The organism is Microcoleus sp. B7-D4 (assembly GCF_036705125.1).
In the GTDB taxonomy this organism is placed as follows: domain Bacteria; phylum Cyanobacteriota; class Cyanobacteriia; order Cyanobacteriales; family Microcoleaceae; genus Microcoleus.
Genome location: NZ_JAUBTT010000112.1, coordinates 1 through 24359, shown reverse-complemented (window position 1 = coordinate 24359; position 24359 = coordinate 1). Strand labels below are relative to the sequence as shown.

29 protein-coding genes and 2 pseudogenes are annotated in these 24359 nt (G+C 44.4%); 17 read left to right on the top strand and 14 right to left on the bottom strand.

Annotated elements, in window-relative coordinates; translation table 11 throughout:
• Positions 1–14 precede the first annotated feature (14 nt).
• From QUB12_RS31970 to QUB12_RS31955, 4 genes are all read right to left on the bottom strand, one after another.
• Positions 15–560 (bottom strand): hypothetical protein, encoded by a 546-nt coding sequence (locus QUB12_RS31970; RefSeq protein WP_333310242.1) that lies wholly within the window; start codon positions 558–560, stop codon positions 15–17.
• Between the two features lie 56 nt (positions 561–616).
• Positions 617–910, bottom strand: coding sequence for a hypothetical protein (locus QUB12_RS31965; protein ID WP_333310241.1), 294 nt, complete (start codon positions 908–910; stop codon positions 617–619).
• A gap of 517 nt (positions 911–1427) precedes the next feature.
• Positions 1428–1583, bottom strand: a complete 156-nt coding sequence (locus tag QUB12_RS31960) for a hypothetical protein (RefSeq protein ID WP_333310239.1) — start codon at positions 1581–1583, stop codon at positions 1428–1430.
• A gap of 369 nt (positions 1584–1952) precedes the next feature.
• Positions 1953–2264: an ATP-binding protein gene (locus QUB12_RS31955; protein WP_333310237.1), complete on the bottom strand. Its 312-nt coding sequence runs from the start codon at positions 2262–2264 to the stop codon at positions 1953–1955.
• A gap of 115 nt (positions 2265–2379) precedes the next feature.
• On the opposite strand from QUB12_RS31955, the gene QUB12_RS31950 reads away from it, so the two are divergent.
• Both QUB12_RS31950 and QUB12_RS31945 read left to right on the top strand, forming a co-directional pair.
• On the top strand, positions 2380–2880 hold the full coding sequence (locus tag QUB12_RS31950) for a helix-turn-helix domain-containing protein (protein WP_333310234.1): 501 nt from the start codon (positions 2380–2382) through the stop codon (positions 2878–2880).
• Between the two features lie 252 nt (positions 2881–3132).
• Positions 3133–3585 (top strand): transposase, encoded by a 453-nt coding sequence (locus QUB12_RS31945; RefSeq protein WP_445300686.1) that lies wholly within the window; start codon positions 3133–3135, stop codon positions 3583–3585.
• 216 nt (positions 3586–3801) lie between these two features.
• Here the strand turns inward: QUB12_RS31945 and QUB12_RS31940 are convergent, their stop codons facing one another.
• Together QUB12_RS31940 and QUB12_RS31935 are read right to left on the bottom strand one after the other, a co-directional pair.
• Positions 3802–4038, bottom strand: coding sequence for a histidine kinase (locus QUB12_RS31940; protein WP_333310232.1), 237 nt, complete (start codon positions 4036–4038; stop codon positions 3802–3804).
• Positions 4039–4389: 351 nt separating this feature from the next.
• Positions 4390–6072, bottom strand: a pseudogene (locus tag QUB12_RS31935) (IS1634 family transposase).
• Positions 6073–6468: 396 nt separating this feature from the next.
• Here QUB12_RS31935 and QUB12_RS37690 point away from each other — a divergent pair.
• From QUB12_RS37690 to QUB12_RS31915, 5 genes and pseudogenes are all read left to right on the top strand, one after another.
• Positions 6469–6579 (top strand): annotated as a pseudogene (locus QUB12_RS37690) (IS1/IS1595 family N-terminal zinc-binding domain-containing protein); the annotation flags it as partial.
• 288 nt (positions 6580–6867) lie between these two features.
• Positions 6868–7173 (top strand): IS1 family transposase, encoded by a 306-nt coding sequence (locus QUB12_RS37685; protein WP_445300685.1) that lies wholly within the window; start codon positions 6868–6870, stop codon positions 7171–7173.
• A gap of 268 nt (positions 7174–7441) precedes the next feature.
• Positions 7442–8638: a sensor histidine kinase gene (locus QUB12_RS31925; protein WP_333310231.1), complete on the top strand. Its 1197-nt coding sequence runs from the start codon at positions 7442–7444 to the stop codon at positions 8636–8638.
• Positions 8635–9282 carry a response regulator transcription factor gene (locus tag QUB12_RS31920; protein WP_333310229.1) on the top strand — a complete coding sequence of 216 codons (648 nt, stop codon included), beginning with the start codon at positions 8635–8637 and terminating at the stop codon, positions 9280–9282. The genes QUB12_RS31925 and QUB12_RS31920 overlap by 4 nt, the downstream gene beginning before the upstream one ends.
• A 1773-nt stretch (positions 9283–11055) precedes the next feature.
• The gene (locus tag QUB12_RS31915) at positions 11056–11178 is read left to right on the top strand and encodes a hypothetical protein (RefSeq protein WP_333310227.1); all 123 of its coding nucleotides are present in this window, start codon (positions 11056–11058) and stop codon (positions 11176–11178) included.
• Positions 11179–11519: 341 nt separating this feature from the next.
• Here the strand turns inward: QUB12_RS31915 and QUB12_RS31910 are convergent, their stop codons facing one another.
• The 4 genes from QUB12_RS31910 to QUB12_RS31895 all read right to left on the bottom strand — a co-directional run bounded on the left by QUB12_RS31910 (position 11520) and on the right by QUB12_RS31895 (position 15438).
• The gene (locus QUB12_RS31910) at positions 11520–11741 is read right to left on the bottom strand and encodes a hypothetical protein (RefSeq protein ID WP_333310225.1); all 222 of its coding nucleotides are present in this window, start codon (positions 11739–11741) and stop codon (positions 11520–11522) included.
• Positions 11684–14863, bottom strand: a complete 3180-nt coding sequence (locus QUB12_RS31905; RefSeq protein ID WP_333310223.1) for a DUF3854 domain-containing protein — start codon at positions 14861–14863, stop codon at positions 11684–11686. Before QUB12_RS31905 ends, QUB12_RS31910 begins: the two co-directional genes overlap by 58 nt.
• Before the next feature lie 123 nt (positions 14864–14986).
• Positions 14987–15160, bottom strand: a complete 174-nt coding sequence (locus QUB12_RS31900; protein ID WP_194010830.1) for a hypothetical protein — start codon at positions 15158–15160, stop codon at positions 14987–14989.
• Between the two features lie 44 nt (positions 15161–15204).
• Positions 15205–15438 carry a ribbon-helix-helix domain-containing protein gene (locus QUB12_RS31895; RefSeq protein ID WP_333213248.1) on the bottom strand — a complete coding sequence of 78 codons (234 nt, stop codon included), beginning with the start codon at positions 15436–15438 and terminating at the stop codon, positions 15205–15207.
• 164 nt (positions 15439–15602) lie between these two features.
• On the opposite strand from QUB12_RS31895, the gene QUB12_RS31890 reads away from it, so the two are divergent.
• Genes QUB12_RS31890 through QUB12_RS31875 form a run of 4 tightly spaced genes read left to right on the top strand, consistent with a single transcriptional unit; the run spans position 15603 to position 16854 of the window.
• Positions 15603–16244 carry a hypothetical protein gene (locus QUB12_RS31890; protein WP_333310220.1) on the top strand — a complete coding sequence of 214 codons (642 nt, stop codon included), beginning with the start codon at positions 15603–15605 and terminating at the stop codon, positions 16242–16244.
• Positions 16244–16423 (top strand): hypothetical protein, encoded by a 180-nt coding sequence (locus QUB12_RS31885; RefSeq protein ID WP_333310219.1) that lies wholly within the window; start codon positions 16244–16246, stop codon positions 16421–16423. The genes QUB12_RS31890 and QUB12_RS31885 overlap by 1 nt, the downstream gene beginning before the upstream one ends.
• A gap of 2 nt (positions 16424–16425) precedes the next feature.
• Positions 16426–16635, top strand: coding sequence for a hypothetical protein (locus QUB12_RS31880; protein ID WP_333310217.1), 210 nt, complete (start codon positions 16426–16428; stop codon positions 16633–16635).
• A gap of 3 nt (positions 16636–16638) precedes the next feature.
• Positions 16639–16854: a hypothetical protein gene (locus tag QUB12_RS31875; protein WP_333310215.1), complete on the top strand. Its 216-nt coding sequence runs from the start codon at positions 16639–16641 to the stop codon at positions 16852–16854.
• Between the two features lie 124 nt (positions 16855–16978).
• Here the strand turns inward: QUB12_RS31875 and QUB12_RS31870 are convergent.
• A protein-coding gene (locus QUB12_RS31870) for an IS630 family transposase (protein WP_333310214.1) occupies positions 16979–17976 on the bottom strand; the annotation gives its coding sequence in 2 pieces (ribosomal slippage) (positions 16979–17586 and positions 17586–17976; 999 coding nt in all).
• A gap of 108 nt (positions 17977–18084) precedes the next feature.
• Here QUB12_RS31870 and QUB12_RS31865 point away from each other — a divergent pair.
• From QUB12_RS31865 to QUB12_RS31840, 6 genes are all read left to right on the top strand, one after another.
• Positions 18085–18243: a hypothetical protein gene (locus tag QUB12_RS31865; RefSeq protein WP_333310212.1), complete on the top strand. Its 159-nt coding sequence runs from the start codon at positions 18085–18087 to the stop codon at positions 18241–18243.
• Positions 18244–18307: 64 nt separating this feature from the next.
• Positions 18308–19600: a hypothetical protein gene (locus tag QUB12_RS31860; RefSeq protein ID WP_333310210.1), complete on the top strand. Its 1293-nt coding sequence runs from the start codon at positions 18308–18310 to the stop codon at positions 19598–19600.
• Positions 19600–21732 carry a hypothetical protein gene (locus tag QUB12_RS31855; protein WP_333310208.1) on the top strand — a complete coding sequence of 711 codons (2133 nt, stop codon included), beginning with the start codon at positions 19600–19602 and terminating at the stop codon, positions 21730–21732. Before QUB12_RS31860 ends, QUB12_RS31855 begins: the two co-directional genes overlap by 1 nt.
• A gap of 136 nt (positions 21733–21868) precedes the next feature.
• Positions 21869–22123, top strand: coding sequence for a hypothetical protein (locus QUB12_RS31850; protein WP_333310206.1), 255 nt, complete (start codon positions 21869–21871; stop codon positions 22121–22123).
• The gene (locus tag QUB12_RS31845) at positions 22113–22568 is read left to right on the top strand and encodes a hypothetical protein (protein ID WP_333310204.1); all 456 of its coding nucleotides are present in this window, start codon (positions 22113–22115) and stop codon (positions 22566–22568) included. Before QUB12_RS31850 ends, QUB12_RS31845 begins: the two co-directional genes overlap by 11 nt.
• Positions 22569–22659: 91 nt before the next feature.
• On the top strand, positions 22660–22863 hold the full coding sequence (locus QUB12_RS31840; RefSeq protein WP_333310202.1) for a hypothetical protein: 204 nt from the start codon (positions 22660–22662) through the stop codon (positions 22861–22863).
• Positions 22864–23016: 153 nt separating this feature from the next.
• Here QUB12_RS31840 and QUB12_RS31835 read toward each other — a convergent pair whose 3' ends face one another.
• From QUB12_RS31835 to QUB12_RS31825, 3 genes are all read right to left on the bottom strand, one after another.
• On the bottom strand, positions 23017–23283 hold the full coding sequence (locus QUB12_RS31835) for a hypothetical protein (RefSeq protein WP_333310200.1): 267 nt from the start codon (positions 23281–23283) through the stop codon (positions 23017–23019).
• On the bottom strand, positions 23255–23728 hold the full coding sequence (locus tag QUB12_RS31830) for a hypothetical protein (RefSeq protein WP_333310198.1): 474 nt from the start codon (positions 23726–23728) through the stop codon (positions 23255–23257). The genes QUB12_RS31835 and QUB12_RS31830 overlap by 29 nt, the downstream gene beginning before the upstream one ends.
• A 267-nt stretch (positions 23729–23995) precedes the next feature.
• On the bottom strand, positions 23996–24163 hold the full coding sequence (locus QUB12_RS31825) for a hypothetical protein (protein ID WP_333310196.1): 168 nt from the start codon (positions 24161–24163) through the stop codon (positions 23996–23998).
• Positions 24164–24359: the final 196 nt, after the last annotated feature.

The following is a 24359-nucleotide window of genomic DNA, read 5'->3' as shown; positions in this document are numbered from 1 at the left end:
ATTTCTTGCATACCTTAATTGATATCCCCCCCTAGGATTTCTAAAATTTCCTCAACGTCTGCCAAGTCGGCCTTCGATTTCTTACGCCGTCCCTTCAACTGGTTAAGCAAGTCGGCCGGCTCCGGTAGTTCGATCGCTGGTGGCGGGTTCTGTGCAGTAGCAGGCGGCGGATTTTTTTTAAGTTTTGCTAGTTCTTCCCGTGGGAAGGCTAATTCGGTTTGGAGTTGCTGGCGCGAGGTGCGTTCTGCTGCAAGTTGCGATCGGAGTTCGGCTTGGGAAGCGGCACGATCGGCTGCCAGTGTTGCAAGTTGCGCTTGCAGTTCTGCGAGTTGGGTTTCGAGTTGCGCTCGATCGGCGCGTTCGGCTTCGAGTTGCGATCGCACTTCTGTTAGAGCCTCCACCTTATCCCAATACTCCTCCTCAATATCTTTACGATCGGCACGTTCTATCTCTAATTGCTCCTTCAAATCTGGCACCTTAAGCCATAAGTCCCCGATCCGCTCATGAAACTTTAACAGTTCCCGGTCTTGCTCTTCTAGTTGCCGCGTCCTTGATCCCAATTCTTTATCCTTAGCCTCTAATTCTTGCCTGAGTGATGGTGGTGGCGATGACTCACTCAGGCACTCAATTTTCCCAGCCGTTCCTCAAAGCTGGCTAACTTCTCTGCTAGCAACTTGTCTAGCAAGGGGGCGATGGTTGATTCTAAATCCCCACCTGTCGGCGCTGCACTAGCAGGTTTCATCCCCGTCGCTGACTCCAGCAAGCCCACAACCCAAGAATTGACGCTTAAGCCTTTGGTTTCGGCGGTGGCCTTGATAGCTTCTAGCAAGTCCTCCCGTCCGTCCAGTCTCAAGTTGAGTTGAAGCCTTTTATTTGTAGTGGTTTCGGGCTTATTAGTTTTGCTCGTCATAGTCTTGTCTAGTAATAAACTAGCCGCAGTCTAGCATAATGCTATTTAATTGTCTAGTATCACGCTAGCTTAAAATTAGCGCCTCTAGCTTTTTGTCTAGCAGCTTAATCTCGCTTTTTGTCTAGTGTCGGTGCTATAAAAATACTAGACTCAATGTATACTAGACATCATGCTAGTATACAAATACAGCGAAACGGAAACGACACAAATCTCTCTCTACATACGCTTCACAATCAGCACCCACAACCAAAGGACGAAGAACAATAGCTCTGTTAGCCAACAAGTTCGCTCAAATCGCCTCAAAAATCGACGCCACGAATGCCCAAATCGCAGCGCTACAAGCCAAGCTCAGCGAGCTCCAAGACTATCAGCAACAGTTGCCTGACCGCTAGCGAACCCTCCCATCGCTAGCGGTATCTAGTACATAAGCTAGACAGACATACTAGCATTGACTGAGAAATACTAGACACAAAAACTAGCTTTATTACTAGATAAATACTAGACGCACTGCTAGTATTTATCTAGTACGAACAAAACCACTGCCCGAAAAAACTCCGATCACCCCAGAACCGATCGCCACACCGACGCTACCGCACCAACTATGGAGAGTGCCTACGGCTAAGCCGATTTCCGCCTTGAAACTAATGCTCTCGTTAGTCTCGGTCAAGCGCATAGTATCTGATTTGCCTACCAGTAACGAAGATCGCAACGAACTAGAAATAGCAGGCGAGTTGAGTTTGGCTCACGGCGGCTTGATAACTCCCAGGCGTGGCACGGCGAAACAGTAACGGGTACAAGGTTGTCGCCGGTCACTTTCAATATCACGCGGCGGAGCTGGCACATCGACTCAATCCGGGCCCCCGCAAAGCGAGCATATCCCAGCGCGAGTCCTAGAATCCGAAAATCAAACGACAGCCGGCTTTGGCCCAACTTAAGATGCTGAAGTTCGTCGCAAAGACGCTGTGTAGCCCCATCCCAGCCCTCGGATGGGGCATTTTAAAATCGAGGAATATGACATAACCCGACACAAGTAATAAGCGAATCATTGCAGCATCTCTGGTAAGGGGAGTTCACCCTTGATCTGACAACCCGCTCCCGGTTTGGCTGTCAGGTGGAAAGCGCCCTCTAGGGCAGCAACCCGTTTTTGCATTCCTTGCAATCCAAACCCAGTTGTTTTCTGGTCAAAACTGAATCCCTTGCCATTATCCTCAATAGTGAGGCAAACGCGATCGCCTTTGCCGTCTGGGAGACAATCGCCCGTCGTGACCAGCTGAATTTGCACTCTTGTGACCTCAGCATATTTAGAAATATTTGTCAATGCCTCTTGCACCACTCGGTAAAGGGTTTTAGACATAAGTGGCGGTATAGCCTCTGCTAGTACAGCATGGCGGAAATAAAGTACCTATTTTATGGGAGACTGGGGCTAAGTGAGATAAATTGCACTCAGAACAGACATAAGGAACGAAAACATGGCACAATTAGCTCCAAAATCATTAACCCTAAGTGAGTGTGAGCGTCAAGAGTTAGAAAAGCTGCTCAATCGCCGTAGCACGCCACAACAAATAGCACTGCGAACAAAAATAATTCTGCTGGCAGACAAAGGGAAGAATAACCGTGATATTGGACGGGAATTGAGCATCACTCGATTCATGGCTCGTAGATGGCGGCATCGATGGTTAGAGTTAAGTGAGCGAAAATTACCAGTTATTGAACGCTTGCAAGACACAGAGCGCTGTGGTGCGCCAGCCAAATTTAGTATGGAGCAAGTTGTAGAATTATTTGCCCTTGCCTGTTGTGAGCCAGAAGATTGCGGACGACCAATCAGTCATTGGACGGCAAGGGAATTAGCAGAAGAGATGGTTAAACAAGGTAGGGTCGAAAGTATATCTCCACGTCATGTAGGACGGTTATTAGAAGAAGCCCAAATTAAGCCTTACTCAGAGTCGCTACTGGTTGACTCCCCCCCCTAGATGAAGAATTTGATGCCAAAGTCCAAAACATCACTAACTTATACATCACAGCAATAGAACGAGCTGTCGTAGGGGAACGAACAGTTTGCATTGATGAAATGACAGGTATTCAAGCAATTGAACGTAAAGAGAAAGACTTACCATTGCGACCAGGTAAAGTTCAACGACGAGAATTTGAGTATATCCGTCATGGCACACAGGCATTAATTGCCAACTTCGATATTGTGACAGGCCAAGTTATCTATCCGACTTGTGGAGACTCACGAACTGAACAAGACTTTGCCCAAAACCTATCTGCTCTGCTCGCTTTGCGACCCTGATACCAAAAAGTGGCATTTAATTATGGATTGCCTCAATACTCATCAGTCTGAATCTTTGGTTCGCCTTGTAGTTGAATTGGAAGGATTAGAAATTAATTTGGGTGTTAAGGGTAAAAGTGGCATCCTTCAATCAATGCAAACACGAGCAGCCTTTTTAAGTGACCCAACGCATCGAATTGTTTTCCATTACACGCCCAAACACTCATCTTGGCTTAATCAAATTGAAATATGGTTTAGTATCCTTGTCCGTAAGCTGCTCAGACGGGGAACTTTCACGAGTACCAATGAACTAAAAAACCGGATATTAGATTTCATCGACTACTTTAATCGAACTATGGCAAAGCCCTTCAAGTGGACTTATAAGGGTAAAGTATTAGCGGTTTAGTGGGTATTCTATTTTCGCCGAGCTGTACTAGTTGGATGCAAGTTGTGGGGGTGATGCCAGTGACTTGCCGAAACTCTTCCGCTAAATCCGCGATCGCTTCTTCTAAAGGTTGTTCGACTTGTTGATCTGCCCGCACCTCCTGACCGATTGCCGCACCTCCTGCATGGCAGTTTTACCCAGTCGTTGCGCCTGAGTCAGAAAAGACTGGGCTTGAGCCTAGTCAGTGGGCAACAGGGTAGCGACAGCTTGCAACTGAATGTTTAAGGCAGTCAGGGCGTGTCCCAGAGAGTCGTGAATCTCGCGGGCGATTCGGTTGCGTTCTTCGCTCGCGGCCATCTCCTCAATGCGCCGTAGGAGCGATCGCTCCTGTTCTAAGGCTTGCAGGAGTTCTGTCTGGGTTTGCTGCAACTGGTGATTTTGGGCTTGCAGTTGTATGGTGTAACCGTAAGTCATGGTGTTTAACCTCCCTGAAATTTAACGAACGGCGTTGCTGAATAACCCACATTCCGCACCCCCAACTGGCACATAGGCGAATTGAGTAGATCAAAGTCGATCTTCCAAGACAATAGTGAGTAAAAACACCTAAAAATTTGTGTAACTAAGCATCACCCGGTTGTCCATTCCTCAAAATTGACGTTCGGGCATGAACTAAATCTTCTTAATCTATAAAACGTCAAAAATCACACCCAAACTAACTATTAATTCCCAGCATATATCGCCCCGATGGTGACGATTAACATCACTGCTGAATCAACTATCGATTAAATTCAAATCAAATTTACTAATTAACTGCTCGAATTCATTTCACAGCAATAAATAATAAGACCGACAAGTAACGGGAAACAAATTTAATATCGCCAACCGTTCGGCTGTCAAATTAGAAACTTGCTGAACTCCTTGAATACCAACGACATGAACTGATTGAAAACTTTGAAATATCCATCGTAAAGTAGGTCGATTCGTTCCCTTACCCAACTGATTTTTTACGGTTGAATTACTAAGCTGCAAGTTGTGATGCAGTAACCTTTGACCCAAAGTATATACTAACAAACACAAACCCATTACTAAAGCTAAAGCCTCTATTCTTTCCGGCGACTTGAGAAATACACTATTAGTAAAAAATAGCGGGTCTTTTAGGAACCCAAACCCTCTCTCTGCTGACTGCTGAGCCTTATATTTCACAATCATGTCATCCGGTTTTTATTCCTCCACATCCAGGACATTACTAGCTAAGATAAATCTACCACTAGCTTGAGTCTCTTTGGCGATTACACTAGTATCTAACTCGAGTTGGGCTTGAACTTTAAATATCAAGCGAGAGCTTGATTTGGCAGTAGAGCTAATCGCCTTACTGTCTGTTTTGGCTGTCGCTTCTGTGCTGCTAATTTGAGTTAAATTGTAATACTTTAGTTGTGGGAATAAGCGATTAGCTGCTGAAGAGGCATCTGCTGAACAAGCAAATTCAATATTTGATAATTCTCGCAATTTTTTTTGACCCTCAAGTTCAGCTTTTTGGAGATTTTTTTCTAATTTACGTCGGTCAGATTCACCGCGAAAACTGCTCTCTATCACTAACCATCTTTGTGCAATTCCACCATAATTACTTCTCTGTTCTGACCAACGATATCCTATCACGGAACTGTCGCTAAATTCTGTGACTTTTAATTGAGATACCATTTGCTACGCTTGTTTCAGGCTTAGCGGCACACGAGTCAACCATCTTAAGTTGGTTAACATTTCTAAGTTTGGAGCTGTATATAATGCACTGTCAGCTACCATTAAACTGTCGAGATTTAATTGTTTTTTAAAGTCTTGACAAATTGAGGCGAATATGGAATTATCTGATTCGTTTCCTGAAGCTACTCGTAAAAATAGTAGTACATCTCCATCTCCACTACAAATTAGGTCTAAAATGAATTGTTTTAGGTCGGGGCGATGGTCGCGAGAATAGCCGTAGGTAATTTTAATTGGTACTGGGATTCCCGATTGTTAGTTGATGAAATATATGATTGACTTTCATCGGTTTGTTTACTAGAAAAAGATACTGATGGCAACTCTCGTTCATATTTGCCATGTAGATGAAAGGAGCTTGAATCTAAATGCGATGTCTCGGTTTTTATCTCTAATTTTTGAGCTGCTTAAGCGCGCAATGCTTGTGAATATTTTCGTAATTACTGCCAAATATAATTTATCTAATACTCTTCCTAAGCGGTCATCATTTAAATGTGATGCTTGAATTCCTGAGCCTAGGAAAGGTTCTATTGCTTTTCCTTCAAAAAATTTAGAAAATAAGTATAATGGGGCAAAGACGACGCCCAATCCATTGATAATCATGGCTTTAACTACCAAGCCGGGGCTGACAATTTCACCTGGTTGTTCGCCTACTAACTCATTGATTTTTTGCACGATTCCTATTTCATCAATTAGACCTGCTATCAAACCTAGGTGGTCTAAGTTTTCTACTTTGATTTCAGTTGCTTTCTGCACTCTTCTGTTAAATCGTGATTTTATTGTTTCTCTTGACTTGAGTTTACACTATTTTTGGCTGATGATTGACACTCGGTTGCGATCGCAATTAACGCATTTTGGTTGTCAATCCTGTTACAGAGTCTAATTTTAACCGGCATGACTATTTAACTCACGCCCCAGCCTCAATTTTCAGCAATGGACAACTGGGTAATGCTTCGTTACACCATTTTTTAAGTGTTTTTACTCACTATTGTCTCCGAAGATCGACTTTGAGCTACTCAATTCGCGTATGTGCCAGTTGGGGGTGCGGAATGTGGGGAATAAGGGTATGATAATTTTATAGTGTGAGCGCCCAAAAAGAACACTTCAAAAAACGCAGAGCTTATGCAATGTCCTGAATGTTAGTCAACTCATGTTAATAAAAATGGTCATAAAAAAGGTAAACAGAATTATATTTGTGTCGGTTGTGGCAGACAATTTCTAGATTGCTACCAACCTCAAAAAGGTTACTCGCTCAGAAGTTAAACGTGAATGCCTCAAAATGTCGGTCAATGGTATGGGTTTTCGAGCACTTAAGAGGATTAAAGGAGTACATCACACCAGCATTATAAATTGGGTTAAGCAAGTAGGAAAATTGCTTCCTGATGCTTACGAATCAGACACAAATCCCCTGGTGGGAGAACTTGATGAACTAACTAGAAACGTTTGTTGGTAAAAAAATAAGATTTGGCGAACGACGGCAGTAAATCACTTTCAGCCAGAGATTTTAGGATAGGTATTGGGATCTCATAGTGCTACAACTTTTCGGCCATTATGGGAGGCGCGTTGGTCATTGGAAATGTTACTTTTATATCACAGATGGATGGTCAGTTTACCATGTTTATTCCAGATGGAGACCAAATTATCTGTAAAACTTACATGACCAGAGTAGAGGGCGAGAATACGCGACTACGACATTATTTAGCCAGACTTCATCGCAAGACACTGTGCTATTCTAAGTCGGGAGAAATGCTCAAACATTCAATGAGGTTAGTAATTCATTATCTTAAGTTTTGGGATGTTCCGGTTCCCTATCCATCGTATCATTTCAATCGCGCTCAAACGAGGCAAATTGGGTAGCCCAAACATCCCTTGACCGTACTTATCATACCTAAATTCAGCAACGCCTTTTTATTTTCTTCTTCCGCTTAGTGACAGAAGAGGGGTATCTGAAAAACAACTCGCATCCCAACTTGAATTTTGCCAGTCACTAAGTAAATCTGCTTACGACTTTAGATAGAGCTTTTGCACGCAAACTCAACGAAAGTCGTAAATTTGCCTTTGACTGTGCTGTGGCGGTGAAGAATGCGTCTTAATGGAATGAAATACCACGCGATCGGCTCACCCTATGAATGGTTTATTGAAATTCCAACCCCAACCGTTTCGCTTTCTGCTATACACCGAATGGATGATGCTCCTCAGTTGCGGTTCTTTTGCCGTATTGGAAGCGATCGAAGAGCAACATCTACCGTTCCAACACATTCTAATCTTAGGGCTGCTGGGAGGAATGGGTTTGATGTTGCCAAAAAGCCCAACTCCGTTAAAATTGCTCTATACTTGCATTGAAATTGCCTTAATTTTTTATGGAGCGACTTTAGGTTATTTGCACATCTTACCCACGCTCTACGTAATTGTATTAATCCGCAGTTGCTTTTTATTTGAACAACTGGGGCGGTGGGCAATCGCTTGTTTATCTCTATTCTTGTTTCTAGTGCATCAAGTCCGATACGTTCAAAATACTGTTTTGTTGGTTTCAGAAGGACAATACCAATTCTGGATGCACTTAATCGCTGAAACTATCATGTTTGCCTTGGGTTTGTTCCTGGCATTAAAGTTAGTTAATACGCTGATATCCGAACGCAAAATAATGTCAGAACTGGCAATTGCTCACGAACAATTGCGACAGTATGCCAGACAAGCAGAAGACTTGGCTGAAGTACGAGAACGCAACCGCATTGCAATGGAAATTCACGACTCTCTAGGACACGCGGTGACAGCTTTAAACGTGCAATTGCAAGCCGCCATTAAACTTTGGCAACGTAATCCCGAGCGGGCACAGATATTTTTAGAACAAGCTCAAAAACTCGGAACAACTGCTATGAAAGAGATGCGTAAATCCGTCAGTGCGCTGCGCGAGGATAGAGAAGAAAATGAGACGTTGGAAAGTGCTATCACCTCTTTAGTCAAAAATTCTTTTGAAGGTACTGGTATATCTATCTCTACCAACATCAGCCTAAATACTTCTCTCCCACCGCATTTGGTGAAAGCGATTTATCGAATTGTACAAGAATCTTTGACAAATATCTGCAAGCACGCCAAAGCAAAGGAAGTTGAAATTAAATTAAGCACGACTAAGGATTATCTGTATCTTACGGTACAAGACAATGGTAAAGGATTTAGCTTAAATCAAAACACCGCTGGATTTGGCATCCACAGTATGCAGGAACGGGTAAGTGCAATTGGAGGTAAAATCCAGATTGAAACCTCTCCTGCTGCTGGTTGTCGCATCTTTGTGGAAATTCCTATCGGAGAAATGTTAGTATGATTCGCCTCCTGCTAGTAGATGACCAAAATCTGATCTGTCAAGGACTTAAAGCCATATTAGAATTGGAATCAGATTTTCAAGTAGTAGGAACTGCTGAGAATGGCAAAGCTGCTATTGAGAAAGTGGCAGCTTTTAAACCGGATTTAGTGTTAATGGATGTGCGGATGCCCGTGATGGATGGTAGAGAGGCGACGCGCATCATTTGTCAGCAGTTTTCAGATACTAAAGTTTTAGTTTTGAGTACCTTTGATGACGACCAATATATTGCTGATTCGATGCGAGCGGGAGCGAAGGGTTATTTGCTTAAAGATATGCCGACTGATGAGTTAGTGCAAGCAATTCGGCTCGCAATACGCGGCTATACTCAATTAGCGCCTAAATTGTTGGAAAAGCTAATAGCAAAAATACCTGAATCAAGCACTGATAGCAAAGAAACCGCACAAGATTTATCTCAATTAACGCCTCGCGAACAAGAGGTATTAGGCTTAATTAGCAATGGTGCAACTAACCGCGAGATCGCTGAAAAATTGTATATTGCTGAAGGAACTGTTAAAACTCATGTTACGCATTTATTAGCGCGCCTGGAACTGCGAAATCGCTCACAATTGGCTATTTTTGCTAATAGAGTATTGAGGGGTTGCTGAATAAGTTAAGAAAAATCGCGATCGCAATTAATGGGTGATTCAAGCTCGGCGAAACATAATTTTTTGTTGACTATAACTTTCCCAGTTATAGCTTTTAGTAATGATTGACCAGTAAACAGGTGTGTTTTTGGTTTTTGACATAAAAACACACAAAAAACCCGTCTTAACCATAAAATCTAGGACATAGCCCTCAAAAAACTGTCAAAGAATGGGAGCTTATTACGTCTAATTTTCATCAATTTCGCAATAGTTACAGGGCAAAACTCCATCCCTACTCCCTCCGCTTCGCTGCGCCCACGATTGACCATATAACCCTATCCAAAAACTACTATGACAACGTTGCAATCGCCTCGACTGAATCAGGCGATCAATGTATTTCTGAATTCCCATAAGCTTAAACTTACGTCCCTGTAAAATAGCGCAACTGTAAGCCAAAGCTATCAATAAAATTAAAGTTTTTAGGCGAGCGTCACAAGTTTAGCTTTTTTCGAGATTATAGCCTCCTGTTTTACAGTCCTTAAACATTACTTCGATACCACTCCGACATTTAAATGCTGTTACAGCTTGTTTTAATGTGCCTATATTTGTGAGTAAATACCATAGCTCCAATGATGAGTACCAAATTTGCTCAAGTTAACGCTTGAGCGAAAACAGCAAGAAGCCCGAGTAGTAATGAGTTAGCCACTGTCGGGCAGTTTAGTAATATCAAGTAAAACTAAGTAAATAAATAACTACCCTAGCTATATTTGTGCAGGAGTTATTTGCTAGCGCTCTCTGCCTAGATAGTCGAGCGCTTCTATAATATCGGCGTCGCAACAAAGTTATAAATTCCTTCTCTGACATATATCCTGCTTACGTCTTATCATGTCTTACTAAAGCGAAAGATGCAAGTTGTTCTTTTGTAAGACTAACAGCAAAAAATCTTACAAACTTTTATTTGTATTACCTATCTCCGACTATCTTGTATTACCCGCCTCCAATACTGTCTTACATTTAGTAGCTCAATCGTAAGACACTATTGGAGAACAAACGCGCGATGCTGCCTAACAGATCCACTCGTTAGACAGCCCCACTTAACACCATCTTTTTTTACAGCGCCCGCTATTGAAAAGAAAACTTTTCAATACCATGAACGCAACTGCCCCTCTCGCTATAATCGATCGCCCCATCCGAATAAGCCTGCAATTCGCTATCACTGGTTCCCCATTGACCCTATCAATCCGAGTGCACCTTGACCAAACTAATGCAGAAAAGTCGCTCTGACTGGTTCAAAATTTTTAGCCAAAAATAAGGAGGAAAAAAGAGGAGAAAACAGCACATTTATTACTCATTACACCTCCTATTTCCTACTTTTAGCCTCATTTTAAGTATAAATACTTATTAGTTTTTGTAAAGAATTGTTGCTTTTGGCGTGATTTTCTGTACTCCGACACCTCTTGAATCCTCCTAAATCCTCGTAATAAGTACGCTAGTCGCATAGCAAGCCATGTCAAATAGACGTTATAGGGGGGTAAAAATGATCAATTTATGGTTTTTATGGTTTTTGCAAGAGTGCCATAGGAATTGTTGGAAGTTGAAGTTAGCTCACGTTCACTTTCGACAGCCAAGGCTCGAAAGTTTGATGGGGCAGTTTGGACAAGGATAGAACTGTGCTCCTGCCAGTCGCTCAAGAAGCCAGGAGCGAGCCTGTTGGTGTACACGACAGCCTGGGTTACGAAGGAGCGTTGCCGGGCACGACGCAAGCCAGTTGGTGCAGTTCGGCATCGGCGGCGGATGCCAAGAGCTTTCGCGCGCTCGCTATCCTGTTTGCAAGCGAAGCAGCCGGCTGATGTCGAGCAAGCGCGAGGGAATCGTTCATCCGATAGCCAGCAAGAGCGCGATCGCCTTGACACCTAGGATTCCCCATTCATAAGGGTGCATTGTTTTTATTTCTGCACGTAAAAGTCAGGTTTGCGATCGCAAAAACATTGCTTGCTACTAACAAAGAACAGCCAAAACCAGCCTCAACAGGCAAATGTACGCTCGACACAAAAAAGCAGTAATTTGGCATAAAATTGCAGGCATTTGCAGGATATTTTCAGGTAAATACAGGTAAAATGCAGCCCCTGCAAATACCTGCAAATACCTGATTTTGTACTGCAAACGCCTGACTTTATACTGCAAATGCCTGACTTTAGGGCACACAAAAAATCAGCTAATTTTTTTGGTGGCAGCTTCGATCAAGCCTCACGCCTGGTTCATTCGGCAATCTGCTTGAAGCGGGTAAATTCGGTTTTGCCAACAACCGCCAAAACATCGGCTGCTGTAAGCTGACCAGCGTCGATCGCGTCGCTCAACTCTCTCTCGATGGCGGAGGCCACGGCGGGTGAGTTGTAGCCGATCGATCGCCCGCAACCGCCCCCTACTGAATCAGCGCAGTAAACGCTGCCCGTTCGGATTCGGTCAAACCATCGTTCCAAACTTTCTGCCGTGAGGCAGCACCAGAATCACAAACCTCTTTGAGCGAAATCAAAACATCTTTTGCTGTCTCCGCGTCATTGCTTGCGATCGCCTGCTGGACTATTTCAACTAAGTCTTTTTCGTTTTCGGTCAAATTCCGAAGCGCAGTAAACGCTTGCCAGTTCTCAATCCCAGCGACCTCGGCTAACGAAGATTCGGTAATGTCCTGATTGACGATCGATTCTTGGATATACTCAGCGATTGCCTTAGCAGTAGCCGGAGACTGGTATCCAAGCGCCTCCCCAATACGTCGGGCATAATCTTGCAGCAACAATAATTTTGACTGTGACGACCCCGTTGACAACGTTGATGTCGGCTGTTGTGTTGACAACTTTCTAATAGTCTCGGCATCAGCATCGGATATCGCTTGCTCTGATTTAGGTTTTAAATCTGAGGGCGCGATCGGCTGTGCTGGCTGTGCTGTTGGCGGTGTTGGTGCTGTTTCTGGCTCTGGATTGTGCTGACCTGAATGTAGACCTGAATGTAGACCTTGTGACGGCTGAATATCTTGCTCTGTATGGCTCGTGTAGACCGTGTAGACCTTGGGGGGGGGTAAAGTTTCTATAGCATCAGCAGTAATGGTTACTTCGTCAAGTGATGCTGAATCCGTGCCAGCGCCAAGAATGAGATTTGAGTCAGCAGAAGTATTTTCATTTTTTTCTGCACTTCTTGAAGTTAGGTCTACATGGTCTACATAATCCTTATGCGGTAAAGGTTCTAGGTCTACATTCAAGTCTACACAGTGTAGACCTAGGTCTACATTTTTCTGTTCAAGCAACTCCTCTACGGTCGCGATGCCTTTGTCGGTATCTGTCCGCAACCTCAACCCTTTGATTACTACCCCAACCGCCGCTCGCTCTTTGCTTACATCTTTCCAACCCAACACTTCCCGGCAGAGTTCAACTAAATCTGCTGAGAAGTTGTTTTTGCCTTTGGCGCTGTATCCACCACCAGTGCAGTAATGGTTATAGGAGCCAAACAAGGTGGAGTTAGTTGGTACGTAAGTTGCATCTTTCCATTCGTTTTTGTCCGCTCCCACGGCAGTTTTAGCCTCAGCATCATGTATCACTAATTCATTGAGCCATGCAGCCATCGGGTCAGCGCGTACCCTATCCTCCCAAAATGTGCCATTTATAGATTGGTCTTCAGGGTCTAGAATCCGCTCAATTTCTGCTACTGGAATTGAGAGCAAATACCTGGTAAATGCGCTTATTTCTGGCTCGAATTCGCGTACTAAGTTACGATTGCGCTTAGTGGGAGTATATGCAAATTCGTGTTGAATAATCCGCCGCTTTAGCCAAGAAAGCGCACTTGCCGGAAAGCAGGGTTGGTTAGCGGTTATCAGCGCCAACCCAGGGAATTTAAAAGTAACCGAACGCTCGTAAAGATTGCGACCGTTAATCAACGCACCGCCAGTCATTGACCTAAAATTTGACAGATTGCCTGTATATTTTTCTTGGTCGTCAAAAATAGCTAACCGTTTGGTTTGTAATTCAGCTATTTTGTCTTGTTTGGTGAGGTCTTCAAGTTTGCCAACCCAAACATTCTGTTCGCCTACGAGCAGTGTTACCAATTGAGTATAAGTCCCTTTCCCCGTGCCTCCATATCCAGTTCCTATTAAGAATTTTTGGAGCCCAGACATTCCTCGTAAGGTAGCGGCACAGAAGGCAAGCAACTCATCTTTCATACGCTTGTTGCCCCTAGTTGCTTGGTCTAGCCAGATTTCAATTCTTTTCCATCCAGCATGAACGGCGCTACCTTGATACTTGCGTGGTAACACCCAAGTCAATCTGAATCCTGGGGCGTGTTCGTGCCATTCATTAGTTAGAAGGTTTAGTATGCCATCCTCAAAAGGTAGAAGCTCGTTTGATGGTCGCTCTAACCATTTAAATTCAAACAATGTGCGCTGGAGCCAGCCCAAAACATTTTTGATGAAGTTGTTATTCGGCATTACTCCCCGCGCTCGACACAAATTATGAACTATGTGCCGAACATAATCATCTCCCACTTGTGTCCAAACTCCTGGGAATTCGAGACTATATTTCATCCAAGATTTATGAGAACTTGAATACAGAAGTTGGTCGCGCAAGTCCTCAGCGAGTTCGTCTCCGATGATTTCTGATGTTACTGCTTTTTCTTTCTTTTCCCCTTCGGTATCACTCTCTTTCTCACCAAATAGCTTTGCTTTGCTGAGAATTGCTCGAAATTCCTCAATCCCTTTATGCTGAATAAAATCATCCATCCCGTTGGTTGCCTTTATCTCGCCGAACTCAATCTCAGATCTAGCGGTCCAGTCGCCTGTGACACTTCTCACTGGCACATTGAATTTAGCCAATTGCTTAGCCAATTTCCGCTGGGCCGCCCGCACATTTGGATTTGTGGCGGCATCAGCATCAAAAGCAATGATAAAGCCAAAGCCAGCCTCTGCGAGCTTTCTCAGTGCGGGTACTAGAAATCGCTGATTTTCGGGGTCGCGGGCTTTGCCGGTGAGGCCTTGCTCTACTCCTAGTAAGGAAATTGTGGGGATGCCGTTCGAGCACCCTGCAAGGGCTTTAAATACTCCCTCAGTAAGGAGAATATAAGGCACATCATTGATATAAAAAGCTTCTCGCTTTAGGGCTTCAATCTCCCAGTAGAGCGGGTTATCGGGAGATGGGGGGACGAAAGCATCAAATTCTCCGACTGACGTTAAATACTTTGGCGGCTCCTTTTTGCCTCGCTTCGGTTCTCGGATATTAGGCCGGAATTGTACTTGCCCATTTTGCCCTATGAACAGGATGCCCGCCGATTTTGTCGAAATCCCATAGAGCGAAGCTTGGGCGATGCTGGCACTGAAGCTGCATTCGCGGGCCCAAGGATTGAGCAATCCTCTGTCTGCGATGTGGGCTTCATGTTCGGGGGTGAGGAATTTTTCGCCGATGCTGCATAAAACTCCCCCTAACTCCAAATTTCCTGGCTCTTGAGGGGGGGATACTGCTAGAATTGAGTCAGGTTGTGTGTTTGGCGCATCCTTTTGGTGGGGGGATGCAGATTCAATTAAATTGTCTACAGATTGAATTGTATTTTCGTTAGAGTATGGCACAATGAGTGTAGCTTTCACTCTTTGTTAGAGTGTGAAAGCGATGTCCTAGCTCTTTAATCCGTGGAAAGATTTGGGGGAGTTAGGGTGAATATAGAAATTGCAAAAAGCGCGTAATCCCTTTGATTAGGCGCTTTTTTGCTGCGACGCTTCATCATCAAATTCAATTGCCAGAAACAACCGCACGGCGCGCTCAACCAGGCTGGAGCGCGTGAGTTTCTGCGTGGGGCCGCGATTCTCATCTAGGGCTTGGATAAGAACCGGGTCGATAGATACGTTGATACATTGTTTGGTTCGCATCGGTTGATTTTCCTCTGGGTTCTAGTAATAGTGTCACCACATTTTTAAGTTTTGCTAGTTTTACTCCTTTTGGTTTTGCTTGCTGTGGTTGGTTTGGCTGCGGGTGAGTCTTTGGGTTCAGGAGGGGGGTTGGTTTCTAGCCATATTTGCATTGCATCCTCAATCAAGATATTGCACAAATTAGATATACTCCTCCTTTCCTCCTTAGCCCGACGTTCCAAAGCCTGATAAAGCTCTGGGTCTAAATATATAGTCGTTCTCGGTTTTGGTGTTGGCACTGAAAGCGATTGAAAAGGGTGATGTTCATTATTCTCCCTTTTCAAGCTCCTTTTGTCATTCAGGTGCATTATCTGTTGACAAGTTCATTGGTAATTGCTAAAGTAACACGTATATCGATAGAAATCAATTTTATCGATAAAGTACCGATTTTTCCTGATAAATTATGGAACCCGACGAACAAGCCCAAAGCCTTGCCGTGATTGATGTAGAGTCCGAAGCAATCGATAATTGTGTCGAACCAGAGGAGCTAGAGGAGACTGAGCAATGGTACTCAGCTTTGCAGATTCAGGGGCTGCTGCGGTTGTCTAAAGCCGGACTGCAACAATCGATTTCTAAGCTTCAGAGCATCTACGGACTGGACATCCAAACCCTACGCCGTGGGGCTGCACGAGCTACCCAATACTCGGAGCTTGCCCTCAAAGCTTGCAAATTATTGAATGCAGGAAAACTGAGCGAATTGCGAAAACTGGTAGAAGCGAAACCGGCCGCGCCCTCTCCCTCTCAATGTGGCTCACTAACAATCTCCGAATACACCCCCGCCCTTGACCGCCGAATCACTCAATTGAGCCAGAATGCTGCTTCTACTTCGGCATCTTTGAATCAATCTGTACTCCAGCTTTTAGAACAAATCGCAACTGAAAACCAAGCATCACAACAGCGTGATTCGGACTTAGATAATGCTGAAATCAACGCAGCGCAAAACCGTGGCGCTGCACGAGCTTTAGCAGTATTCCAAGCTGAACAAAAAGCCCAAAATGAAGTGCTGGCTCAACTGCGGGCGATGAAGTTAGGAGGAGCTGAATAATGGCTTTTTTTAAAGTGAAAGTGCAACGCGAATTTTGCTCATCACCCCGCACCTTTAATGTAGTTGCCAGCAAATCTCAGTCAGCCATACAAGCTGCTGCGCTCCAACTACGAGAGGAAGGAATAACAGATGCCAAGGGCATTGAAGTAATTGGTCAAATTAACAGTTTGAGGGATTGAACATGGTACGCATTGTTAACGGTGTTTATTTTGAAGACGGCAAACCCGGCAAACGGGTTATTAACACGAACGGTGGTAACTATGTCGAGAAAATCGAGGGTGATTTTATCGCTGGCAGAGTTATCAACCATAAGCCATCGCCAACTCCAACACGCAAGGATTTGTCGAAAGACGGTGATGATGCAATTGACGTGAAATCTGAGGAGGTTTAGGCGATGCTTGATGATGACAAAGACTTCGACAAAAACCTGACAAAGATAATGGTTGGCGGTGCGTTATTGACCAATGCTCTTGTCTTTGCAGTTGGCTTTGACACAGGCTATCAATCTGGCGCAAAACGAGTTCCGGAACCGACAATTATTCACGGAAACGTCACGATTAACAACAGCATTAATCTGAATTCAGATGATGCCGGAAGCGTTTCTAAATAGGAGGGATTGAGCAATGACCAAAGTTTTTGAAATTACGCCTGAATCCAATCCAGAAATCTGGGCTCAGTTGCAGCCGCCTGTTACCGATGAGCCAGAGCGTCCGTGCATCAACTGCGATAAGTAGTTAAGCAAAATTAATTACATAATTATCTCCAAATTCTTTAAGAATTATTTCGACAGATGAAACAAGAGATTGCCAGCTAGAGTAGGCATCTATTTCGAGCCATTGATATTTGATAAACCGCCACAAAATCTCAATTAAATTCAATTCAGGTGAATAAGTAGGCAATTCAAATATAGTTAAACCGCGTTCTTTCCATTCTTCAATTTTCTCGAAAATGGCATTGCTAGTATGAATAGAAGCTTGATCTACTACAATAACTGTTGGCCGCTCCACCACAGCAAAGAAAGTATCTATGCAGGCTATGATTACATCAGAATTAATAGTCTGCTCTGAAACATAAGCATGAAGAGTGTTTTGCCGATTCATGATTCCCAAGACATTTAAACGCTTAGTTCTACGACTATCAATTGACAAATATTCACCAATATCTTGCCATCCATAAGGGACACAAGGAATGCCACAAAAGCCCGATTCATCCAAATAGTATAAATCAATTTTTCCCTCATCTTCTAATTGTTTTAATTCTGACAAGTTTTCTTTTTTTTCCTTGTATTCTATGGGGTCTGGCTTGCCGCCAACACCTCGACGCATCCTATGCCAACTCATCCTTTTTTTTTAATTATTCTCTTAATTGTTTCCGTACTTATATTAACAGACCATTCTTTTTTGATTTTTTGTACTACTTGCTTTAATTGTTTTGGTTGCAATTTTACCCAGTCTCTAATTTGATCTGATTGTGCGGAATTAAATGTTTCTTTTCTGCCTCTACCTGGTTTATTATATAATCCGAGCATTCCCTCATATTCCCATCGATTCAACCAGTTATACATGGTCTTATAACTAACTTTAAAGATTTTCATTAAATTTTTATTGTTGATATTTTGTGAAGCTAAAATCAGAAAATGTGCTCTTTGGCGCACTTGATGATGTCTGCTTTCGCGATAAATTCTGTTTAGCAATTTCAAGGAAAGTGGATTGATATCTCGAAGTAAAAACATATAAAACCTCTTTGAACACAACTAGATATTTTTTATTATATCATATTAGTTGTTTGTGTAATTAATTTTGTTTGACTACTTAACCTAGGATTCCCGGAGTGCCAATTTATGGCTGTTGGACTGGATTTGGCAACTGCGATCAAACTTTCGGAAAGCTGGCGGCGCGGTGAATATTTGTCGGCTGTCGGACACGATGGAGCAGATCGAGTATCTGACAAGCTCAACCAAATGACAAATCAAAGCCAGCCGATCGCCCTGAGAAAGTAAATCGGCTGGCCGCGTAAATTATCCCCTAGCTTGCGCTGGGGGAATCATCTAAGGAGATTTTACTATGGATTTTGGACGAGACAGCAGCAGCTCCGCAATAAGGAACCCAGCAGCGGGACACAGCCCCTACATTGATGAAAAAGCGGGAGACTGGGCAGACACAGAGGCTGACATTCTTTCATACTTGAGCGATGTTACGAAGCTTGAAGCGATGGCAGATAAAGCTGCCAACGCCGAACAGCTTGCCCTAGTTTTAGAGCCATTTTTAGATAACGCTGAAACCTATCTGGAGGCGCTGGGGAAAATTGCCGATGGTCAGGTCACGTGGACAGAAATTAGGAAAAAATTCGGCTCCAAAGTCGGGAATGCCATCGCTAAAATCCGCAAGCTCAATGCGGAATTCGGCTCGGAGATGGAGCAACTAGACGCCAAAGACCGCGCAGCAATGCTCAAAATTGAAGCCAAGCGACAACACGGGCTAGCCGAGATTGCTTCCGAACTCACGGGTGACTTACAAGCGGAATTGTGGCGACACGAGAACAAGATGGAGGCCATCGCAAATCGGGGCGAGGTGGCAGAGAAACGTCAGACCATCCAAGAATCACTCCGGGAGAGGCGACAGAAGCTGCTCAGTCGCGCAACAGTCGGCTCGGACAAAGGGATTCAGGAAAAAATACCAGTCACCATTGGTAAAGCCAGCCTCTCCAACAGCGTTTCGGCAACTGGTACGGCCTTAGGGTTTGGGGGCTGGGACGGCGAACGTAATGAACTTCAACAACCGTTAAGCAAGAGGGGACTTATGCACGAATTTATCGGGGCCAGTCCCCTCTCTTTTTCGGGAGGGGGCATTCAACAGCAACAGCAGCAGCAACAGCACCAACAACAACAGCAATATCAGCAAGTTATCGCACCAACAATTGACCAACCGCAGCCAGAGGAAACCAACGCCGAGCGCCAATACCGGGATGCTGCCAATCTTTGCGAAGTAGTAGCACCCACAGTCTTAGGTTCGGCAGTGGTTTTTATGTTCCATTCAATGCAAGTCGCAGGCGGGTCAATTGCTGCAATTGGTATCTACCAGATTTATTTAGCAGCCAAGATTAGCGGGCAATCAAAGCATCGCTTGCCTACTGCAATTGTCGGCGGTGGCGTGACGCTTGGCATGATTGCTAGTCTCGCTGAACCGCTATCTGAATCGCAACAAGTAAGCGATGTAGAACCACGCCTAGAGACAGGTATTAAAGAAATTCAGACAGTAAAAAAACCTGCTTCCAACGACTTTGACTACTTGCCTTCAATTGCGCTTGTGGTTATCGTTTTCTGCCTAATGTTCAAAGTCAAAGGAGGAAGCAAGTAATGACACCATTAACCGAAAAACACGCTCAATTACTTAAGTCAAACCGCGCACTGCTTCTGACCTTTGAAAGACTCCCGATTGCTGGCAAACTGTCAGCAGTTGCCTTGGCGCTTGTGATTGGGGTGGGTAGCGGAATAACCGCGCTAACAGGAACAGCCAGTAACAGGGTGCAACTTTGCATCCGCAATAAAAGTGCTTTGCAATGCGTTGACAAGGCAGGCAAACCCTACATCATGACCGAGTACCACGCAGAGAAGTGGAAAGCAAATCCTCTAGTAGTTGTTCATAAGAAAATCCCTGCAACCAATCCACATAAAGCGTTGTGGATGGCGCTTTGTGGATGCAGTTTTTGGGTTGCAGGTGTTGGATTCCGAAGCTTGCAAAACTCCGAGCGACAGCTTGCAAACTATGAGATTCTTGCAGAGAAGCGGGACTTGGCAAAAGGGCAGTTAGCTGCTCGTGCTGAACTGCTGGAAGATTATCGCAATGTGACAATTAGGGAAGTCCAGGTGCAGGGCGATTTGGATGCTACTGCGAACGATTGCGCTGTGGTTCTCAAGCAGTGTGAAATTCTGGGTGAAGCCGACATCCGCATCGCTCAAATGGAAGCTGAGGAAGCAGTTTTCGAGGCTGAAACTGCGGGATTGTCTGAGGAGAAGAGACAAGAATACATCGCATTTTTGCGGAACCAAAAAACTCCCTTTCAGTTTCAGTTGACAGGTACTCAAACACTAGACGGCATCAACAGCCCTGGCGACAAAGTAGATTCGGGTTCGGCACGAGCAATTGAGTCAAACCCAAACCTTGAGATAGCTCGACAAATAGCAGCCAAAGTTTTGAATTCGTTAGCAGGTATTAATACCTCAATCTTCTTGGCTGGCCCTACTCGCACTGGAAAAACCCGCACTCTACATAAGTGGCTGCGGGATTTGAGAATCCGATTTCCACAGGCAGAGATTTACGTAATCGCTCAAAAATACGAAGATTTTCCCGGCGTTCCTCGCAGCCGAATTATGATATTTGACCCACTACTTCCAGAGGAATCAATGAAGTTTTTGGATGAGGTTTATGAGAAATTGCAGAGTCGGAAATCCAAACCAGCAACCGAGGAAACCTACCGCAATCGCCCAATCAAATTAATCCTTGAAGATTGGTTTGCTACTCACCAATGCCTGTCTCAAAAGAGGAATGCTGCTATATGGGAAGACAAGGCTTCTAAACTGGGAAGCATCGCGACTGTAGGGGGTCAGTATAACGTGGGGTACTTCATCTGCACCCAAACTTTTAATATCGCATCTAGTGGGGTTGCAGACTCCAATATTCGCCTTAATTTAGCCTTGCTAGCTCAAGGTTTAGTACGCACTACGAGCAACGGTGAGGAGCAGGGTTCCTATGGCGTAATCGAGCAAATGCTCAACAACTCAAATGTAATTGCCAGCAAGGAAACACGGGATAGACTAGCAGCGGAATTGAGCTTATTAATCCCTGATTCGATGACCGAGCAAACCCCAATTATTTTTTCCACAATTGGCAATCCAGTATTAGGTCTGATGCCACAAATTGAAGTAAAAGAATCATGGATTGATGATGGTTTTGACGCTCAAAAAAATACTTTTGACAGTTTATTTGAGGTAGACAACAGCTCCCAAAAACCGCAACTGCCTGATGCTAAATACTGGAAGCGAATTTATGATTTGGAGTTCGATTTGGGCGATAAAAAGCCTTCTGACAGTCAGGAAGGTAACAGCGAATTGTCAGGAAATGAGGGTCAGTCAGGGCAGTCAGAATCTTTGTCAGAAGGTCTGGAACCTTTGTCGGATAAGGAGTCAGGCGAAATACCCCGGTTTGTTTGGACTGTTCGAGGTTTTGGTCAAATGTACCCTAACCTGGCTCCTGAGCAATTATTTGAGTCAGTGTCAGAAGCAGCTCGACTGGGACAGAAACCCAGAGATATTATTAGGTCAATCCTGAAATGTGGAGAGAAAAATGGCCACCCAACACGCAGTTATTCACAGCATGGGAAGACGCTGCTCAAGTGGTTGATTGAGAATTACGATGATGGCTTCATTGCACAGTTACCAAAGATTCAAGAGTTTCTACAATCCGAAAGAGGAAATAACAATGCTTCGTAAGTTCCTAAAACTCTTGTCAACCTGCATCTTGGACAAGCTTTACGATGTCACCTTTGCGCTCGCTAGTTCGGCGCGGTGACATCATCTTAGAGAAAGACTTGACAAACAATGACCGCAACTAAAGGAGAACAAAACAATGCCGACTATCAAACAGTACGAACATTCCGGCAACCCGCCGATTCCTGATGAATTAGCTACCTGCATCGCCTTCTTGCAAGCTGCAAAACTCAGAGCCGAAGCGCACATCTGCAACCCCTTTACAGATACGTCGTGGCTGGAGGAGCCCGAACAAAAATTGATTGATATTGCCAGCGAAAGCATTGACTTGGCTGTGGCGAATTTAGAAGCGTTAAGGGAGGCGTTAAGACGGAACGAGGAAGATGATGAATAACCCCAGTAGCACTTACCTAATCTCTGTCCGCCCGACGTGGGCTTCTGCCTTCTTCCTTGACCGCAATCCGAAAACAATCGAACTGCGAAAAGGTAGCTTTGGGGCATCCCTGAAAACGGGCGATAACTTAGTTATCTACTCAACCTTGCCACAAGGAAAAGTGATCGGTACGGTTAAAGTTGTCAAACGTGAACCTCTGATTATTGATCGTTTGTGGGAGCAGTCACAACGAGGTAAGCTCGCCTACGTTACGCAATCGGAATTTGACACCTATTATTCAAATACCATTTGTGGCGTGGGTATTTGGGTCAGCGAGCCAAAGCAGTGGAAGCAGCCGATCGGGCTTTTTGAAATGCGAGAAATATTAGGCAAACGCTGGCAACCCCCACAGCAACTTCAACAATTAAATACTGATCAGTTGACAGCACTGAACATCGCCCGCTGAACATCGACAATATAAACGAGCGCTACGGTGTTAGAGAAGATTTGACATCTCCGGCGCGACCTGATATTCAATAACCAAAAACCAAAAACCTATGGCCCAGATTGATGCAATGTTTTTCTACCACAGCTTTCTGTATTGGGTCGATCGGCGGGGAGACTTCCAAATTTGCTGCCCACTTTACGGATATACCTACCTAGGGAAAGGAGGAGCAGTCCAAGCCAAAGAAAAAATCGAGCTCTTTCTGGAACAGAGGGCAGAGAAAGAGAAAGCCGATCGCGATCGCCAAAAACCCTAGACCCGCTATACTGCGGATAATTGCGGCAAAGATTACCTGTTGCCAATTACCAATTGCAAATTACCCATCGTGTAAAAAGCTCCCTGATATTTCGGTCGGGGAGCTTTTTTTGTTTGGGCGATCGCAATTGCCCAAGTACATTGCCCCTATTATTTATTCTTCCTTCCCTTGCTCTTTCAAAAAAAGGATTGAAGCGCTGTTTGTGGTGTACCTGCGGGGAATTTCCCCAAGTCTGCTTAGCGTGTCCTCCCCTATGATGGTGAAGCCATCGTCGGCAATTTTGTATGATGTTTCCTCGATTATGATGACGTAGCCATCCTTCGCAATTTCAACTACGCGCCCCACTTTCTCGGAGTCGCAGCGGGCTACTACCAAGTCGCCAACTTCCCCATTAATTATTTCGCCCCAATAATTTCTCATTAGTCCGCTCCTCCAAAAATTCTAGAATAGCAGTCACATCTGCCAATTCCACCTTCGATTTCTTACGCAGTCCCTTCAACTGATTGAGCAAGTCGGCCGGCTCCGGTAGTTCGATCGCTGGTGCTGGGTTCCGGTCGATCGCTGACGGGGGATTGCCTTTGAATTTTGCCAGTTCTTCCCGCGTCCGTTCGAGTTGGGCTTGGATTTGCTGGCGATCGGCTTGCTCTGTCTCAAGTTGCTGGTTAAGTTGCTGGCTAATGATTACCAGTGTTGAATAGTTGTAATCTTTCTCTGCCAATTCCTTTTTTGTTGCTGCGAGCTCGTCTTGAGTTTGTTTCAATGCCTGCCTGAGCGATTCCTCTTCGTTGTGATCGGTCAGGCGGCCAACTCCCCCAGCTCTACCCTCAATTCTGCGTTTGCCTGCTCGATCTCGCCTGCCTGCCATGTTTTGATCTCCTCTAGTTCTGTCCGGAGTGGCTCGGTCTTACTCTCAATAATTTCTGTTATACGCTCTTCCCAGTTGTCAGACAAAAACAGTCTTACATCATTTGCCGACTGTCTGACTTCTGCGGGTGCGGGTAAGACAACAGAGCCATTAGATAGCGCCTCGATGCCTGCTCGCACAATTTCCATCAAAGTCTTAGAGCGATCGCATCCATGCTTAGCATTAGCCGGATAACGCTCTTTCCCTAGAGAGACAAAACCGACATTTTTAAGAGCGACACAACATCACCCCCGCCCCGACTAAAGCCCCGATTGTGCTGGCAATCAGTCTGAACCTGAATTGCAGTAAATCAATTTTCAGGATGGCAATAATTGCATCATCTAGCAGCCAAGCGCTAGCGCTGACAATGAGTTTGAGTGCGAACAATGCTTGCACAAACAGCAGCAGGGAATTTAGATGTAAATATGCTCAAAATCTGTCATCTATAAGATATAGATTTATGGTGAGTGTTTATTCCTTTTCTAAGCTATTTGTATTTTAGATAACAAATTCTAAAAGAATAAGCCTGAATAATATATTTGCTTTGATCTAGATGGATCAGGGGATTACAGACATTTACCATAAAAAAGCA

Excerpts from the sequence above, each read along its gene's own strand:
- QUB12_RS31915 (WP_333310227.1), top strand. The coding sequence starts at position 11,056 with ATGCCAAGAGCTTTCGCGCGCTCGCTATCCTGTTTGCAAGCGAAGCAG.
- QUB12_RS37685 (WP_445300685.1), top strand. The coding sequence starts at position 6,868 with ATGGGAGGCGCGTTGGTCATTGGAAATGTTACTTTTATATCACAGATG.
- QUB12_RS31855 (WP_333310208.1), top strand. The coding sequence starts at position 19,600 with ATGACACCATTAACCGAAAAACACGCTCAATTACTTAAGTCAAACCGC.
- QUB12_RS31830 (WP_333310198.1), bottom strand. The coding sequence starts at position 23,728 with ATGGCAGGCAGGCGAGATCGAGCAGGCAAACGCAGAATTGAGGGTAGA.
- QUB12_RS31900 (WP_194010830.1), bottom strand. The coding sequence starts at position 15,160 with ATGCGAACCAAACAATGTATCAACGTATCTATCGACCCGGTTCTTATC.
- QUB12_RS31835 (WP_333310200.1), bottom strand. The coding sequence starts at position 23,283 with ATGAGAAATTATTGGGGCGAAATAATTAATGGGGAAGTTGGCGACTTG.
- QUB12_RS31890 (WP_333310220.1), top strand. The coding sequence starts at position 15,603 with ATGGAACCCGACGAACAAGCCCAAAGCCTTGCCGTGATTGATGTAGAG.
- QUB12_RS31965 (WP_333310241.1), bottom strand. The coding sequence starts at position 910 with ATGACGAGCAAAACTAATAAGCCCGAAACCACTACAAATAAAAGGCTT.
- QUB12_RS31955 (WP_333310237.1), bottom strand. The coding sequence starts at position 2,264 with ATGTCTAAAACCCTTTACCGAGTGGTGCAAGAGGCATTGACAAATATT.
- QUB12_RS31865 (WP_333310212.1), top strand. The coding sequence starts at position 18,085 with ATGGCTGTTGGACTGGATTTGGCAACTGCGATCAAACTTTCGGAAAGC.
- QUB12_RS31920 (WP_333310229.1), top strand. The coding sequence starts at position 8,635 with ATGATTCGCCTCCTGCTAGTAGATGACCAAAATCTGATCTGTCAAGGA.
- QUB12_RS31925 (WP_333310231.1), top strand. The coding sequence starts at position 7,442 with ATGAATGGTTTATTGAAATTCCAACCCCAACCGTTTCGCTTTCTGCTA.
- QUB12_RS31885 (WP_333310219.1), top strand. The coding sequence starts at position 16,244 with ATGGCTTTTTTTAAAGTGAAAGTGCAACGCGAATTTTGCTCATCACCC.
- QUB12_RS31875 (WP_333310215.1), top strand. The coding sequence starts at position 16,639 with ATGCTTGATGATGACAAAGACTTCGACAAAAACCTGACAAAGATAATG.
- QUB12_RS31880 (WP_333310217.1), top strand. The coding sequence starts at position 16,426 with ATGGTACGCATTGTTAACGGTGTTTATTTTGAAGACGGCAAACCCGGC.
- QUB12_RS31840 (WP_333310202.1), top strand. The coding sequence starts at position 22,660 with ATGGCCCAGATTGATGCAATGTTTTTCTACCACAGCTTTCTGTATTGG.
- QUB12_RS31860 (WP_333310210.1), top strand. The coding sequence starts at position 18,308 with ATGGATTTTGGACGAGACAGCAGCAGCTCCGCAATAAGGAACCCAGCA.
- QUB12_RS31940 (WP_333310232.1), bottom strand. The coding sequence starts at position 4,038 with ATGACTTACGGTTACACCATACAACTGCAAGCCCAAAATCACCAGTTG.
- QUB12_RS31950 (WP_333310234.1), top strand. The coding sequence starts at position 2,380 with ATGGCACAATTAGCTCCAAAATCATTAACCCTAAGTGAGTGTGAGCGT.
- QUB12_RS31850 (WP_333310206.1), top strand. The coding sequence starts at position 21,869 with ATGCCGACTATCAAACAGTACGAACATTCCGGCAACCCGCCGATTCCT.
- QUB12_RS31845 (WP_333310204.1), top strand. The coding sequence starts at position 22,113 with ATGATGAATAACCCCAGTAGCACTTACCTAATCTCTGTCCGCCCGACG.
- QUB12_RS31960 (WP_333310239.1), bottom strand. The coding sequence starts at position 1,583 with ATGCGCTTGACCGAGACTAACGAGAGCATTAGTTTCAAGGCGGAAATC.